This is a genomic window from Microbulbifer variabilis, assembly GCF_056232115.1.
In genome coordinates this window covers 3,656,949-3,672,148 of the sequence record NZ_CP174325.1, presented here as the reverse complement: position 1 = coordinate 3,672,148, position 15,200 = coordinate 3,656,949, and the positions used below count along the sequence as shown (strand labels likewise).

General features: G+C 46.4%; 14 protein-coding genes. 10 read left to right on the top strand and 4 right to left on the bottom strand.

Annotated features, from left to right (window positions below):
• Positions 1-2 precede the first annotated feature (2 nt).
• The 7 genes from ACJJI7_RS16365 to ACJJI7_RS16335 all read left to right on the top strand — a co-directional run bounded on the left by ACJJI7_RS16365 (position 3) and on the right by ACJJI7_RS16335 (position 5,990).
• On the top strand, positions 3-2,426 hold the full coding sequence (locus ACJJI7_RS16365) for an endonuclease/exonuclease/phosphatase family protein (protein ID WP_020415172.1): 2,424 nt from the start codon (positions 3-5) through the stop codon (positions 2,424-2,426).
• A 193-nt stretch (positions 2,427-2,619) separates the two neighbouring features.
• Positions 2,620-3,303: a Bax inhibitor-1/YccA family protein gene (locus ACJJI7_RS16360; RefSeq protein ID WP_020415171.1), complete on the top strand. Its 684-nt coding sequence runs from the start codon at positions 2,620-2,622 to the stop codon at positions 3,301-3,303.
• Positions 3,304-3,329: 26 nt separating this feature from the next.
• Entirely contained in the window at positions 3,330-3,761 is a 432-nt protein-coding gene (gene tusD / locus ACJJI7_RS16355; protein WP_444901728.1) for a sulfurtransferase complex subunit TusD, read from the top strand.
• A 2-nt stretch (positions 3,762-3,763) separates the two neighbouring features.
• The gene (gene tusC, locus ACJJI7_RS16350) at positions 3,764-4,126 is read left to right on the top strand and encodes a sulfurtransferase complex subunit TusC (RefSeq protein WP_444901729.1); all 363 of its coding nucleotides are present in this window, start codon (positions 3,764-3,766) and stop codon (positions 4,124-4,126) included.
• A 1-nt stretch (position 4,127) separates the two neighbouring features.
• Positions 4,128-4,421, top strand: coding sequence for a sulfurtransferase complex subunit TusB (gene tusB / locus ACJJI7_RS16345; RefSeq protein ID WP_020415168.1), 294 nt, complete (start codon positions 4,128-4,130; stop codon positions 4,419-4,421).
• A gap of 8 nt (positions 4,422-4,429) precedes the next feature.
• Entirely contained in the window at positions 4,430-4,765 is a 336-nt protein-coding gene (locus ACJJI7_RS16340) for a TusE/DsrC/DsvC family sulfur relay protein (protein WP_020415167.1), read from the top strand.
• A 184-nt stretch (positions 4,766-4,949) separates the two neighbouring features.
• Positions 4,950-5,990, top strand: coding sequence for a Gfo/Idh/MocA family protein (locus ACJJI7_RS16335; RefSeq protein ID WP_282950779.1), 1,041 nt, complete (start codon positions 4,950-4,952; stop codon positions 5,988-5,990).
• A gap of 74 nt (positions 5,991-6,064) precedes the next feature.
• Here the strand turns inward: ACJJI7_RS16335 and ACJJI7_RS16330 are convergent, their stop codons facing one another.
• Positions 6,065-6,469, bottom strand: a complete 405-nt coding sequence (locus ACJJI7_RS16330) for a secondary thiamine-phosphate synthase enzyme YjbQ (protein WP_282950780.1) — start codon at positions 6,467-6,469, stop codon at positions 6,065-6,067.
• Positions 6,470-6,523: 54 nt separating this feature from the next.
• On the opposite strand from ACJJI7_RS16330, the gene trmA reads away from it, so the two are divergent.
• Together trmA and ACJJI7_RS16320 are read left to right on the top strand one after the other, a co-directional pair.
• Positions 6,524-7,612: a tRNA (uridine(54)-C5)-methyltransferase TrmA gene (trmA, locus tag ACJJI7_RS16325; protein WP_282950781.1), complete on the top strand. Its 1,089-nt coding sequence runs from the start codon at positions 6,524-6,526 to the stop codon at positions 7,610-7,612.
• Between the two features lie 1,797 nt (positions 7,613-9,409).
• Positions 9,410-10,462, top strand: coding sequence for a DMT family transporter (locus tag ACJJI7_RS16320; protein ID WP_282950782.1), 1,053 nt, complete (start codon positions 9,410-9,412; stop codon positions 10,460-10,462).
• Positions 10,463-11,294: 832 nt separating this feature from the next.
• Here the strand turns inward: ACJJI7_RS16320 and ACJJI7_RS16315 are convergent.
• Both ACJJI7_RS16315 and ACJJI7_RS16310 read right to left on the bottom strand, forming a co-directional pair.
• Positions 11,295-11,657 (bottom strand): hypothetical protein, encoded by a 363-nt coding sequence (locus ACJJI7_RS16315; protein ID WP_282950783.1) that lies wholly within the window; start codon positions 11,655-11,657, stop codon positions 11,295-11,297.
• A gap of 175 nt (positions 11,658-11,832) precedes the next feature.
• Entirely contained in the window at positions 11,833-12,087 is a 255-nt protein-coding gene (locus ACJJI7_RS16310) for a hypothetical protein (protein ID WP_282950784.1), read from the bottom strand.
• A 540-nt stretch (positions 12,088-12,627) separates the two neighbouring features.
• Between ACJJI7_RS16310 and ACJJI7_RS16305 the strand changes: the two genes are divergently transcribed.
• The gene (locus ACJJI7_RS16305; RefSeq protein WP_444901730.1) at positions 12,628-13,482 is read left to right on the top strand and encodes an SGNH/GDSL hydrolase family protein; all 855 of its coding nucleotides are present in this window, start codon (positions 12,628-12,630) and stop codon (positions 13,480-13,482) included.
• A 273-nt stretch (positions 13,483-13,755) separates the two neighbouring features.
• On the opposite strand, the gene pyrF is transcribed toward ACJJI7_RS16305, so the two are convergent.
• The gene (pyrF, locus tag ACJJI7_RS16300; RefSeq protein WP_444901731.1) at positions 13,756-14,448 is read right to left on the bottom strand and encodes an orotidine-5'-phosphate decarboxylase; all 693 of its coding nucleotides are present in this window, start codon (positions 14,446-14,448) and stop codon (positions 13,756-13,758) included.
• Positions 14,449-15,200: the final 752 nt, after the last annotated feature.

Here is a 15,200-nt window from a genome sequence, read left to right as displayed (position 1 = left end):
CAATGTTAAGCCGTATTGGACTCTCCGTCAGGCGTTGGCGCCGTCGCTTCAGTCGCAGTGAGTGGATTGCCTCTCTACTGGGTCTCTCCACCAGCGGACGCCAACCCCATGCACCGGGGCTGATCCTGATCCAGATTGATGGACTGGCTTACCCCGAGTTACTCAAAGCTCTGGCCAGAGGCCGCATGCCCTTCCTAAAACGGTTGATCCGGAAGGAACATTACCGTCTAGAACATATGTACCCTGGAGTTCCCTCCACCACGCCCGCTGTTCAAGCGGAACTCTTCTATGGAGTGCGCCAGGCGGTGCCCGCCTTCGGCTTTCTGGTACACGAGACCCAAAAGCTTGGCCGCATGTACGATCCGGAAGTGGCTGCATTAGTCGAAAAAAGGATCAATACCCAGCAGCGCGACCCACTTTTAAGCGGTGGCAGCTGTTATCTCAGTCTGTTCCGTGCCGGAACCAAAACCGGTGAAGCCCATTTTTGCCCCGCCGACCAGGGCTGGGGACCCGCACTGCGCAGTGCCAGCCCACTAACTATCTGCATACTGGTGCTCAGTAATCTATGGAGCCTGATTCGCACCGGCGCTTTGATCGTGGTGGAACTGGTTCTTTCCCTCATAGATTGCGTACGCGGTTTAATGCAGGGGCAAAACTTCATAAAGGAATTGATGTTTATCCCAACGCGGGTCGGCATCACAATCCTCACACGAGAGTTTTGTACTATGGGCGCCAAAGTCGATATTACCCGCGGCCTGCCCATTATTTATGTCAATCTACTGGGTTACGATGAGCAATCGCACCGCCGCGGTCCTCGCTCGGCTTTCGCCCATTGGGTACTGAAGGGTATAGACGATGCCATAGCGCGTATCTGGCGCGCTGCCCATGCCTCAGACCGCCGCCACTACGATGTATGGATCTTCTCCGACCATGGCCAGGAACAAACCCAACCCTATGAGGAGCTGTATGGCCGCAGCCTTGGCGATGCCCTTTCAGAAATCCTTTCCGGACTGCCAAAACCACCACGAATCGAGCCAGGCCAGAGTAGACGTGGAGTCCAGCTGGAGCGGGCGCGACTGTTTGGCAGCGAATGGATGGATAAGGTTGAACTTGAGCGGGCTCCGGAACAAGATGCCAGTAAAACCCCGCTGGCACTGACCGCCTTGGGGCCCCTGGCAATGCTCTACAACCTGGACCTGGATGGTAACAGCCGCGCAGATGTGGCACGCATGATTGTAGAGAAGGCCCACGTGCCATTGGTGCTCTACCGGGTGGACCCAAGTTCTCCCTCATCCCCTGTCCACGGCTGGTGGAAACATGGCCCGGTGAGTCTGCCAAAGGATGGCCGCGAGCTGATGGGGGACGAGCACCCCTACCCCGAACAGGCTATCGACGACATGATCAGCCTTTGCAGTCATCCGGATTCCGGCGATTTCATGATGTATGGCTGGTGTTCCAGTGAAAAACAGCCGCTGACATTCGCTATGGAAAATGGCAGCCATGGCGCCGCTGGCCCCAACGAAACCCATGCTTTCGCGCTGATGCCAGAGGATATCCAGCCACCAGATCCGGGGCTGGGCTACTGGCGCCCGCAGGATCTACGCTCTGCCGCCCGGGCCTATCTGCGTGGCGCACGTCCGATGAAGCTGGACGAACACAGATCGCCAGAAAGTACCCTAAGAATCATGACCTATAACGTACACAGTTGCCGGGGTGTGGATGGCACCCTCTCCCCGCAACGTATAGCCAGGGTAATCGCCCGCTACCGCCCAGACGTGGTGGCATTGCAGGAACTGGATGTAAAGCGTAAGCGCAGTGGCGGCCTGGACCAGGCGGAACGGTTGGCGCGACTGCTGGCGATGGATGTGCACTTCCAGCCGGCAATCAACCTCAACGAAGAGCGCTACGGCGATGCCATCCTCACCCACCTCCCGGTGAAACTGGTCAAGAAAGGGATACTGCCAGGCCCCCCTAAAGGTAAGGGGCGCTTGTTTAATCCAGCTGCTGATGAACCCCGCGGCGCAGTCTGGGTGGAGATTGAGCACAACGGCAGCAAGATCCAGATCATTAACACTCACCTTGGCCTCTCCAGAGCCGAGCGATTGCGTCAGGTGGATGCACTGCTGGGGCCTGAATGGCTTAGCAACCCACGCTGCAAAGGCGAACGCATCTTACTGGGTGACTTTAACGCCCTACCGGCCTCGGCGGAGTGTAAGCGCCTCGGAGGTTACCTGCGTGATGCTCAAGAGCAGGCCCCCCGGCATACACCTAAAGGTACCTTCTTAAAAGTGCGAATTGATCATATTTTCCTGAGCGCCGGCTTTGCAGTAAAAAGGGTGCGTGTTCCCCGTACTGCCCTCACCCGTCAGGCCTCTGATCATCTACCGTTAATCGTGGATATTGAGCTGCCTTTTCGACCCTCGTAACGTAAATCCCCTTGAAAAGGCCCGCTATGCCCCTATTAATTGCAGGAGAAGATTCGACTAAAACCCTGTAAAAATTGAGGTTTTTCGAATTTAACAAGAATTATAGCCAGCGCTTAAAAGGGATTTCCCGACTTGATGGTCCCCACCGCGAGCTATATGATTCCGGTATCGATTAAATAGCAGGAGTCGCTAAATGCAACCACAAGCTTATACAAATACCCGCGCACTGGACCGCTCGGAATCGGCGAAGGTGTTGCGCAATACCTACGCCCTTTTGGCAATGACTGTACTTTTCAGTGCCGTCACTGCAGGAATCGCCATGGCCGTTGGCATGGGCCGTGGCATGGGCTTGATCTGCTCTCTAGGAGCCCTGGCCCTGATCTGGTTTGTACTGCCGCGCACCGCAAATTCCAGCGCCGGTATCGGCGTTGTTTTCGCTTTCACCGGCCTGTTAGGCGCTTCCATTGGCCCAATGTTGAACCACTACCTGGGCCTAGCCGGGGGTAGCCAGATTGTTATGCAAGCCCTTGGCACCACCGCACTGATCTTCTTTGCCCTTTCCGCCTATGTGCTGACAACCCGCAAAGATTTCAGTTTTATGGGTGGCTTCCTGTTTGTAGGGCTGATTGCCGCCGTAGTTTGTGGCCTGGGCATGGTGATTGCCAGCTTCTTTGGCATCTACATGCCGCTGGCCAGTGTTGCTCTGAGTGGGGTTATTGCCCTGCTGATGTCCGGCTTCATTCTGTATGACACCAGTCGTATCATCAACGGTGGTGAAACCAACTACTTGATGGCCACTACTTCCCTGTACCTGGACATCCTGAATCTGTTCACTGCTTTGCTGCACATCATCGGATTCGCTTCTTCCGACGACTAATCAGCAGCTGCTGTTGAGTCAATACTATGCCCCGCAGTGCGGGGCATTTTACTATTTGGCCCGCTATGAAGTTTTCCTTGGCAGTCTACTCTGCGCCCCACTCAACCCAGTCCGCCGCAAGCGCATTGCGCTTTGCCAAAACCCTGCTTTCTGAAGGGCACGAAATCTACCGGATTTTTTTCTATTGCGATGGAATACAAAATGGCAATAGCATCGCCGCGCCCCCCCAGGATGAAGCCGACTTAACCGGCGAGTGGCAAGATTTACAGCGGCAATACAATCTTGACCTTGTTATTTGCATCGCAGCAGCGCAGAGGCGCGGCGTGTTAAGCCAACGGGAAGCGGAGCGACAGGAGAAGCTATCAGGAAACCTCGCAGAAGGATTCGAGTTGGCAGGCCTAGGCCAACTAACTGACGCTGTAGCCAGTTCTGAGCGGCTTGTAACTTTTGGAGGCTAATCATGGGTAACAAAACTCTCGCCCTATGCCGCACGGCTCCCTACGGGAGTGCTTTGGCTCGCGAAGGTCTCGAAGCAGTGCTTGCATCAGCCGCTATGGAGCAGGAAGTAGACCTGCTATTTATCGGTGACGGGATATTCCAGTTGCTGGGCAACCAATCGCCGGAAAAAATCCAACAAAAGAGTCAACGCCGAAACCTGCTGGCACTCCCTATGTTTGGACTGGAACAATTCTATGTTTGCGCAAGCAGTCTCGCAGAAAGGGGGGTTAAGCCCAAACTGATAGAAATTCCTGGAGTAGAGATCAAGACAATTGAGCAGCCGGGCGCTTTAATTGCCTCTTACCAATGTGTATTGAGCTTTTGATATGACATTACATTTAGTCAGTAAATCTCCATTCAGCTCCAGCGCCTTGCGGGACTGCTTGCAAAGCTTTGCCGAAGGAGATGCGTTACTTCTAATCGAGGATGGCGTTTATGCCCTGCGCCATGATGCTTTGCAAACACTACAGAATTCAGCCGTTTACTGTCTGGAGGCCGATGCCGCAGCACGCGGCCAGCGGGAGCTGGCGGCAATTGTGTCAGGTATCAAAATGATTGACGATGCTGGCTGGGTAAAACTCTGTACTCAGCATAACCCCATCGTCAGCTGGTTCCGGTAGAAGTTGAAATGAATCACTTATCAGCTAATGGTAAAGAAATTCCCCTAGATAAAGAGGGCTATCTGCGGGACCTCAAAGATTGGAGCCCCGATGTAGCAGAACAGCTGGCGGCAGCCGAAGGCATAAAGCTGACAGATGCCCATTGGGAAGTTATCGAGCTGTTACAGGACTTCTATCGCCAGTTCGACCTGTCTCCCGCCATGCGTCCCCTGGTGAAATTTATCGGCCAGCACCTGGGTGCAGACAAAGGTCGTAGCATCTACCTGATGCAGCTTTTTCCACCAAGCCCAGCCAAGGTAGCCAGTAAAATCGCTGGCCTACCCAAACCCACCAACTGCCTGTAACTCCTACTATTCAACTTCTAAGAATTCAGACCAGGCCAACTATCTCCAACGGCCTGGCTATCTAGCCAGGCTGATCATAGCCCTCTCATACAACACCTCGCACAACCTTGTTCTACACTGCGCTTCACAGCCACATCCTGAAATTACTCCGCAATTTTTAGCAAGACACCCAGGAATCTATGTTATGCCAGATATCCGATTCGGAATCGTCGGCAGTGGTATGATCGCCGGTGTAACAGCCAAGGCGATAGACCAAGCCACCGGAGCCAGAGCTGTCGCGGTCTCAAGTAAACACTTTGACAGGGCCAAAAAATTCGCCAGTGAACACAAAATTGCCAAAGTGTTTAAAAGCTGGCAACAGCTTGTAGAGGCAAGGGATATCGATGCTGTCTATGTAGCAACCCCAACTATCTGCAGGGAAGAGATTTGTCTGGCAGCCCTCAAAAATGGCAATCACCTGATTAGCGAAAAACCATTCCTCAATGGACTTTCAACACGCAGAATTGCCAATCAGGCCCAGTCGAGAGGGCTTGCCTTTATGGATGCCACTCACTTCACCCACCACCCGAGGACAAAACAGATCATCAAGCAGCAACAGAAGTCTATCGGGGATGTTCAGCGCATATACTCCGCTTTCCTCTTCCCCGTCGTAGAACGCGACAACATACGCTTTAATCCAAAGTTGGAACCAACTGGCGCAATTGCAGATATCGGCTGGTACAACATGCGAGCTATCGTAGAGTTCTTGCGCCCGGCAGGAACAATCCAATCTATTGCCGGAGCGGTAAAACGCGACCAAAAAACTGGTGCCGTTATTAGTGGCACCGGCATGATCGAATTTTCCAGTGCTCAAACCTCAACTTTCGACTTTGGCTACGACGCTGGTGTTTGCGATATGGACCTCAATATCCTGGGAGACAACGGTCTGATTCAGCTCAATGACTTTGTCTTGGACTGGAAGGATAGCTTTGTATTTGGCAACCCCAACTACTCAGCAGACTTTACGCTACGACAAGGAATGGCAACTCCCAGAGAATTTGAACACTTTGCTGTTGACACCCAAAAATCCCAAGTCGTTTACATGATTGAACATTTTTGTCATATGGCTACAACTGAAGATATTGAGCTTCGCAACGCCGCTGCTGCACGCGCAATTCACACCCAGGAACTGCTCGACCACTACTGCAGCTCGGTTGGAGTGACTCTCGAAACATCCAACTTTTAAAGGAAAAGGGAATGCAGACTGTGAAACTATGACCATTAAGCCACTAGCCAAGCAGGACTGCTCTTAGTCTCCAATCAAATATGCAAGATTACTCGCCGATCTCCGTGATGGTGGCGATGCTCCCACAGATAGATACCCTGCCAGGTTCCCAACATCAGGCGATCACCCTGCACCGGGATTGAGAGGCTGGTTGCAGTCAAAGCGCACTTGATATGGGCCGGCATATCATCCGGCCCCTCCATGGTATGGGTGTAAAGGCGATCATCCTCAGGTACCAAGCGATTCAGCCATTGTTCCAAGTCCCTACACGCACTTGGATCAGCATTCTCCTGAATCAACAGACTCGCGGAAGTATGCTGAATAAACAACGTACAGAGTCCTTCCCTTGCCCCTTGACAAGAGACCCAGTCAGTCACCTGATCAGTAAACTCATGCAACCCCTGCCCTTGTACCCTGATTGCTATCTCACCTATTGCCATACAGATTCCTATATAATTCGCGCCCGCTCCATTATTGAGACTACCGTATTCTATATGGCACTGTACCGCGTTAACACCAACGACTATCAAGAGCAGCTGAACAAGAAGGCCCTGCGCCTGAGTGAAGCTTACCGGGAATTCACTAATCTGGAGCCAGAGCTATTTCCCTCACCACCCATCCACTACAGGCAGCGTGCAGAATTCAAAGTCTGGCATGAAGGCGGTGTAGCCAACTACGCCATGTATCGTCAGGGCGAGTACAAGAAGCCATTTATTATTGACGAGTTTACTGTCGGCTCAGAACTCATGAATAAACTGATGCCAAGGGTCCTGGCGGCCGTAAACAGCAGTGAGACTCTACGCAAGCGCCTGTTCTCCGCTGAATTTCTCACCACTCTAAGTGGTGATGCCCTGATTACCCTGATCTACCATAAAAAGCTGGATGAAATATGGGAGCAGGAAGCCCGTGCACTGCAAGATAAACTCGGCTTCCCAATCCTCGGCCGCTCTCGAAAGCAAAAGGTGGTTTTGGAGCGGGACTATGTCACCGAACAGTTGGAGATAGGTGGCAAGCAATACCAATACAAGCAGGTGGAAGGTAGCTTTACCCAACCCAATGGTGAGATCTGCCGCTCTATGATCCATTGGGCCAAAAGTGCTTGCGGAGAAAGCGCCAATGATCTGCTAGAGCTATACTGTGGGAACGGCAACTTTACCATTCCGCTCAGTGAGAATTTCCAGAAAGTACTAGCCACAGAAATATCCAAAGTCTCTGTTAACTCCGCGCAGGAAAACATCCGCGCAAATCGTATTAATAATCTGGATATTGTGCGGCTGTCCAGCGAAGAGTTCACACAGGCTATCGATAAGGTCCGCCCTTTCCGCCGGCTCGCCGACATAGACCTGGACAACTACAATTTCGATACCGTACTGGTTGACCCACCTCGTGCAGGCCTGGACCAGGAAACCTGCAAAATGGTTGCTCGTTTCCCACGAATACTATACATCTCCTGTAATCCAGAGACACAGCTGGAAAACCTCAAGTTGTTAAGTCAAACACATCACATTGAACGCTTTGCTCTATTCGATCAATTTCCCTATACGGACCACACTGAAACTGGATTACTACTTGTACGCAAGTAAAAAGCGAATACCCCAAAATTATTCGTCTCAATAAGTAAGCTTACCTTTTAGCGGGCTAGCCACAGCTCGCTTTTAAAATTTTACTCACTATTTCTCATAATTTAACACTTACTTTCCTAATCAATAAACCCGACAAAATGTGACTCCCCCCTCGGCGTCACATATACTCGTATCACATAGACTATCTTGATTAACCCTATCCTACGTTAATAACATTTTACGAAACCACCTGCTCCAAAACTTGGAAAAACCATTCATAAGTCACACTCATAACCTCTAAAAATTGATTGAAAAAGAAAAATAAACTCATTAGCTACAGATAAAAATTAATTTTTACGCCGGTTTAAACACAGAATAACTTAAGACACCAGGTGACCGTGAAAAAAGCAATTTACTTTCTTAGGTGTTATCTAGCTTTCTTAGGCACAATCCTCTTAAGCAGCCAATAAACTAGGCAGAGCAAAGTAACGATATAAAAATAAATAAAATGGGAGATTTGAACCTTAAGATCATCACCTTGGTATTCTCGGTCTGATCGCGAACTCTTCAGCCAATCATAATGGCCACTGTGTGTTACTCCGAGTCACCAGTAAGATAGTTTGATATCTAGTTATGAATCGAACCACTGGACAAATCGATATCTTGCTAATGTTCCTCCGCAAAAACCATTGCCACTTTCCTAGTATATCAACCTCCTGTTTCAACTTAGGATTCTCTATCCCTAAACGCTGCACTTCAGAAAGTTCATTTTTTACTCTAGCGAATGCCTTAGTGAAATCCCTGCGTTCATCTACCAAAATCTTCACTTCCTGACACTCTTTTTCAACATCGTGACAGCATGAAGGAATGATTATCGAGAGTATCAATCACTTCCTTAACTTTAATGCCTTATATCAAGCTGAAAACGGCCACTTTAACTTTGGATTCTTTTGAATATAACCAGGCTAGCTTCGTCCCTACGTGATTGCATGGATAATTTATCCAGGATAACAAATCAGGCTCAGCAAGCAGCAAGCAGCAAGCAGCAAGCAGCAAACTTGAATAGCACTTCACAATTATTCTTTATACCACCAGATCAATAAAAAGCAGTTACTATTTTTTCCACTTTGCGCCTTGTGTATCAATGGTTACATCTGGATGAAAACCCAAAAAACAAGTTCATTTATGGTTGGAATACAAAAAGGATATGGGCCGAAGCTTCCAATATCATTCCTCTTGAACTGTATTTGCCTCAAGTAAGGTCTATCTTCAAAGCTCATTCTTTACCTGTGCAATTCCTAAAATACTTGCCTAAAAATCCAGGCAAAGCTCAGATTTTGACATTGGCTGCCTTTGTTTTTTATCAGTTTGGCTTAATTGGAAGTCCTTTCAGTTGACTAAGAAATAGTTCTTTGGTTGGCAATCCCGCTCCCTTGCAGCAAATCCTTGGATATCAACTCCTAACTGTACAGATGGTATACCATCAACATAAGTTCCACGTTCAGCAGCATAAGAGATGAAATTACGTCCATGAACCCATCGCTCAGTCAGATACCCCAATCAAATTTTCCGAACTAAATTCGAATATTTTACTGGACGTCGAGGGAATACGCGTAACATTGCCTCGAACATTGACAAGAATAACCACTCCGACGTTGATACATAGATATATTTTAACTGCTTGTAGGCAGCCGATTATGAGATTTAGTCTAAACTAATCCAGATCAGAATGACCTACTTCCACTATCAGATAAGGCGTACTTAGCCAGGGGCAAGGTACATCCGCTAAAGCTTACTGTAGCACTCAGGGGATACCAGATGGAAAATCAACACACCGTAAAAAGTACCCGATTTTGGCTATGGATTTCGATTCTTATATTTGCTGCCTCCAACTCTGTTGTTGCGAAAATCGGGGAGCTCGGTGCCTATCACCCCATTAATGGAAATAATCCCATATCATTTTGCAACCTCTTGTTTGCAGGAAATCTCTTGGCGGGTATCACCCTTTTAATAATCTATAGGAAAGATTGGCGCCTCAGCATCTTAAAACAGTACCCTTTCAAAGACTGGTTTTACATGTTTGTGCTTATCTTGATGTCTGGTGTTCTTGCCCCTGCTTTCTTCTTTATTGCTCTAATGATCACAGAGGTGACTAATGTCGTTTTAATTGCAACTCTAGATGCTCCCTTAGGACTCTTGTTAGCTTTTTTAATGTTCAGGGAAAAGCCCACCGGGTTCTCAATAGTGGGTGCTCTTGTGGTAACAGTTGGTGTTATTGCAATTTTTGTGCTACATCAACCTCCGATGGAAGATCCAATGAGCATGAAAATGCTGAACCTTGGAAATCCAGCAATGAACCAATTCCTAGAAACCCTTCCCAAAGCAGGAGAAATTTTAACCGCTGTAGCAACACTCTTAGGAGTCATTGCCGTTCAGGTAAGTCGGAAGCTGCTTGATCGCATCCCTATTGGCGTCTTTTCAGTTTTCCGCATGCTTGCAGGAGTGATACTCTTTTCGATCATTGTCCTCTCTGTATTTGGCCCCCATCACTTTGACGACCTCTTTTCTCCATTCCTCTGGGTGTGGATGCTGGTATACGGCGCGATCATTATAGTCTTTGGGCAGATCACCTGGTTTAAAGGACTCCAAGGAGGGGCCAGCTCTGCCGATATCTCTATCGCTACAGCCATCACTCCCGTAGCAGGCACTTTCTTCGCCTTTCTGATTCTTCAAGAGATTCCCAACTTTGCTCAAATCGTTGGAGGAATCATCATCATGGCAGGAATAGGAATCTCACTACTCGGCCAATATCGAGAACAAAAAGTCGTCGAAATTAAGTATGAAAAACCGTGCTCATTTAAGGGGGTATAGCGCTTTCAAGCAGCAGCGCCTTATTAGGTAACTTAGTATCTTAGGAAGCCTCGTTAAGCAGAACAGTGCAGCTGATCAGTAAACAGTGGCAAAGCAGGGTAAGAAACAATGTGCATAATTTAAACGTAAAGCTATTGCTTTCAGACTATTTATGACTAGAACGCTTGATTGATACTAGCCGATTCATGCGCTGTTTAAATAAATCAATCACTCGCCGGGTCTTTATTGAAGGCGCCTGTGCCAGCCGCTTCTAGGACGGCTATTTTTACTGAATGAAAAGGTCCTTGGAACTACTTGGCCAATTGAGATTTCAATCCTAACCGTGCCTGTATGCCGAGACTCCTAATAATTCTGATTACCCTTCTATTCAAAAACGTATTCATACAGCAATCATAGGTGAGCAGACCAGAAGTCCACTGCCTCTTGTGCAAGATGAGCGCCCGAATATGCTAAAAGTTTACCTGTTCATATGAATAGATAATAAATTTTTGTGGTCGCTATCTAGCCCCTAAAAGGCTGTATGCTGTTACTTAAACTCTCCTCTATCCTCAAGCAGCTGGAAGATATCATCAAAATACTGGCTTCACCTCCAATGAGACTTCGGAGGCTGCTTTAAAAGTTTAGCAGGGCCAGAGAGTGCGGTACGATTAATAAGGAGACTCCACCCGGACCTCAGTTATAGAACTCAAACCTTATTAGACAGTAAGAAACATCAAGCTCCGATTATCGCACTAACGTCAAACGCTGTGACAAATTAGGAGCGCAGCATAAAGCTTTTTGACAACAGCGTTTTTTATGCACCAAATCGTTGTCACAGCTAACGCCATCGCCCTTAGATTTCGGGAATTTCGCCGAAAAAACCAATTACACAGCAAACTTTACCGTTCTCATCTATTTCTGTTACATCAAACCCGGCTAGGAGCAACTTATCGTTTTGATGAATTGCCCAATGGTACCGATGAAACCCATGTTGGGAGTCTACACCACTAGTTCGAGAGTAAATAGCTCCTGGGAGCTTAGACTTTACTTCATGGACATTTTTCTCAAATCCATCAATGCCAGAGACATCAATAGACGGATCAACAAACCGAACATCGCTGCTCAGGGCATTTTCAAGGTGGAGGCGTACTTTAGAAGAGTCAGGTTCGTTCCATGCTGCCAGCATGTGGTCAAGAGCTTCCGGGTATTTGGCCATAGTTCTTCTCGTGTATATCTAGCAAAATCAGAATTAAAAATTAAATTGCATAATGTCACATACAGCCGCCAAAAAAGGGGTTCGTAATTGCGTAGGAATTTGAGTGACGCCTTTTGTCGGTCCGTTGCTGCGACTTCTTATGTTTATGTTTATGTTTGTAAAATAGTCTAAAGTATCAAAATGATCTACCGAGCGCTATAAACCAGTCTTTACCAGCAATCATTTGACCTGCTTCCTCAAGATACTTAATGTCTTTAGATTCGATGTATTTTTGACAGATATCACCGACTTCACTTGCCTTTAAATCATCAGGTAGCTCTTGCCATTCTCTTAGATCATTATGAGCAACTGAATAGAATGCAAACGCTATCTTTCGCCACTCCTCATTATTTGCCTTTATTTCATCAAGGCTCTTTTTTATACTACTCATTTTCTAACAACTAACTGATATTAATTGAAACATAATAGCTAATTCAAAGCAGTATCAATATATCATCCTTTTCTTTAATTCCAAAGCTCTTCAGCCTAACCATCCAAAAAGGTACCGAAGTTCAATAGCTACCTTTAACTATTACACATATTAAGAAAGAAGGATATTATAATTCCGTACTTTCATTGCCACATACCTTATCGAGAAGCCATTAAGAATCAATGAAATTATTGGTTTTCTTCAAGCAAGCTGTTGGTAGAACATACATAACACAATGTCAGACGGACAAAGCTGTTTAGCTCATCAACCTTCAGATAGGATTACTCGTTACTGACAAACAAAAAACTTCGAAATAGAAGCACATTCAATTTAATAGAATACTCATATTGGTGAGTTAGCCGTCAATTTATGTGCTATTTACATTTAAAATAATGACTTAATATACTTTTAAAGATAAGCTAGACAAATGAAATATCACACTCTATCGAGCTTAAGTTGTCCAGACGCTTCACTACCGACTTTTACGAAAAAGGATTTATTATGAAATTAAAATTGAATAAAGAATTTTTATTTCTTGCTTTCATTGGCAGTATCATTCTAAGTGAAAGTCTCTTGGCGGAGATGAGAGATGATACCGTTATCCTAACTATTGGAGCATCTTTCACCGATGGCAGAATACCAATTAATGATGATTTCAATTCCCCCCTTGGTGGAATCGCGATTAGTGCCGGTAAATATCTATCATTACATCAAGCACTTATTCGGCAGAAAAGTCTATCCGGCTATGTCATAAATGAAGCCCAGGCCGGGGCGACAACCTTCAACCGCCTAGGCTGTAACCCTGGACCGGATTGTGGTCCAGGTTTTTGGTTTGGTTATGAAAACCAACTTAACCGAGCGCTAATGAGAGTCGCTGTACCTGACCCCTCCCAACCATCTGGCGTAAAATACAATGCGAGTTATGTTGTTATCACCATAGCAAATGACTGCCTACACTCGGATGCCTTTGGTATTCCTCAAGACCAGGCTCAACCATGTGATACAAGTCAACTGAATGCCTATATCGATAGATTAATAGCTGTTGGGCAGACTGCCCTCAATAAAGGTATCACGCCTATCTATGACATAATGCCAGCTTGGGAGGATATTGACCTGTCAACAACCGCAGCATTATTCGGTTTGCATTGGATTATGAATGAACAGCAGTATAACGAATTGCGGGATCTTCATTATAACCGTTTAAGCAGTGAGCTCCCTGGGGCGGAGGTATTGAATATATGGGAGGGCTTTCACCCTTTACCTGATGGACTGCACCCAACAGACAAAACTACACAGAAAGCAGCCCGCCGAATCGCCAACTATATTCTCTTTCACAATTCAGGAGTTTCTGAATAGCTCCTTGATATTAATGCGGAATATAAAGGCAGCCAAGTGACTGCCTTTATAGTACCTTCTTGATAGTACCTTCTTGATAGTAATGATAAGACGATTCTTCTTTCACTACCTCAACATGATTTTACATTCAGCGGTTTGTCATGAGTTTTACCGAAGTTGACAGTGCTTAATCGGGTCGGTTGTAATATTTAATATGTCATAACCTCCACCAAGAACTCCGGTGAGTTACATGAGAACACTACAGCCTTTCAGCAAGCGGATCAAGATGCTCATTTATTTGTATATATCTGTTACCACCAGATATATTTGCCGGTTAATTTCCTTAGCCGCTTTTTCAGGATTGTCTGCCTGAACTATAGGCCGCCCAACAATAATATATGAAGCTCCACTATTGATTGCATGGGCAGGTGTACCAATTCTATATTGGTCCTGTATATCGCCGCCTTCTGGGCGAATTCCTGGGGTAACCATAATCATATCCTTACCCAGCAGCGCTCGAAGGGCTTCCGTTTCTTGTGGGGAAGCGACAACTCCATGACAGCCGCTACGCTGCGCAATCTGAGCTAGCCTTATAACTTGATCCTGGCTTTTACGGCTAAAACCAATATCGATCAGATCCTGATCATTTAGCCCCGTTACAACGGTTAAAGCTAGCACTTTCATACGGGGAAACTCTGATGCGGCCTCTACTGCTGACTCCATCATTTTTTGACCACCAGAAGCATGGACGGTAATCATATCTACTCCATGTCTGCCTGCAGATTTGATTGCGGATGAAACAGAGCTAGATATTTCATGCAACTTAAGATCTAAAAATACTGTTTTTCCATGACTCTTGAGGTATCGGATAGCTTCAGGGCCTTCTGAAGTAAGCAGCTGTAGGCCAATTTTATAAATATTAACTTCTGATTTTATTGATTCAACGATATCCTTCATTTCATTCAGAGTAAATACATCCAGGGCCACTATTAACAACTTCAATTCCTCTTTGTAACTCTATGAAATTTAATAAAAACATAGAACGTACTTCCTAGCGGAAATAGCCTCACTAAATTGTAAAAAAACTTGAGCAATATTATCACCTCAAGTTTTGAGCTATTACCCCAAATGAGCTCAAGATGATCGCCACTTACTCTAAATATGGAAAGCATATTCATCACCTGATTAAGCGTAATATTTTCCACTCCGCCAGGCAAACCTTCATGCACAAGGTATTTAAGGATTTGCTCCAGGGTTTGCTGAAATCATCCATAGTCAGATAGCCCAATTAACTTCGCCCAATCGCTAGCGATAAATATGACTTGGTCATCCAAGCTGTAATTATCACCATTAACATATCAAGGTTTGAGAGATAATGTATATCAAATTGCAGCTAGAATTAGCCTGGCTAAATGCACAGTAAGTGGCTCTTAGCATATTCTCAAGATAAAACCAGCATGCAACATGGATCAGTCCATACAAAGGGTACCGTTTACAGCCCAAATTTACTCAAGAAATGTACCAACCACGGATACTTCGCTTCAATCCTAATTGCCCTCTCCTGGTGGCCTCTTAAAGCTCATTTCAACATTTTATGTAGTTACCGACGTACCTTGAAAGAACGCCAGAAACTAGTTGGCGATAGGCTGATAAACTTTCACATGGGCAAGACAAATGTCATATAAAAGCCCCAGGCAATCAGCAGTCTTTTATCAAAACCGTTTGTTCTGTATTGTATA

Bases quoted from the DNA above. Each gene is read 5' to 3' on its own strand.
- tusC (WP_444901729.1), top strand. From the start codon at position 3,764: ATGGGTAACAAAACTCTCGCCCTATGCCGCACGGCTCCCTACGGGAGT.
- tusD (WP_444901728.1), top strand. From the start codon at position 3,330: ATGCCCCGCAGTGCGGGGCATTTTACTATTTGGCCCGCTATGAAGTTT.
- ACJJI7_RS16320 (WP_282950782.1), top strand. From the start codon at position 9,410: ATGGAAAATCAACACACCGTAAAAAGTACCCGATTTTGGCTATGGATT.
- ACJJI7_RS16310 (WP_282950784.1), bottom strand. From the start codon at position 12,087: ATGAGTAGTATAAAAAAGAGCCTTGATGAAATAAAGGCAAATAATGAG.
- ACJJI7_RS16360 (WP_020415171.1), top strand. From the start codon at position 2,620: ATGCAACCACAAGCTTATACAAATACCCGCGCACTGGACCGCTCGGAA.
- ACJJI7_RS16340 (WP_020415167.1), top strand. From the start codon at position 4,430: ATGAATCACTTATCAGCTAATGGTAAAGAAATTCCCCTAGATAAAGAG.
- trmA (WP_282950781.1), top strand. From the start codon at position 6,524: ATGGCACTGTACCGCGTTAACACCAACGACTATCAAGAGCAGCTGAAC.
- ACJJI7_RS16330 (WP_282950780.1), bottom strand. From the start codon at position 6,469: ATGGCAATAGGTGAGATAGCAATCAGGGTACAAGGGCAGGGGTTGCAT.
- ACJJI7_RS16365 (WP_020415172.1), top strand. From the start codon at position 3: ATGTTAAGCCGTATTGGACTCTCCGTCAGGCGTTGGCGCCGTCGCTTC.
- tusB (WP_020415168.1), top strand. From the start codon at position 4,128: ATGACATTACATTTAGTCAGTAAATCTCCATTCAGCTCCAGCGCCTTG.
- ACJJI7_RS16305 (WP_444901730.1), top strand. From the start codon at position 12,628: ATGAAATTAAAATTGAATAAAGAATTTTTATTTCTTGCTTTCATTGGC.
- ACJJI7_RS16315 (WP_282950783.1), bottom strand. From the start codon at position 11,657: ATGGCCAAATACCCGGAAGCTCTTGACCACATGCTGGCAGCATGGAAC.
- ACJJI7_RS16335 (WP_282950779.1), top strand. From the start codon at position 4,950: ATGCCAGATATCCGATTCGGAATCGTCGGCAGTGGTATGATCGCCGGT.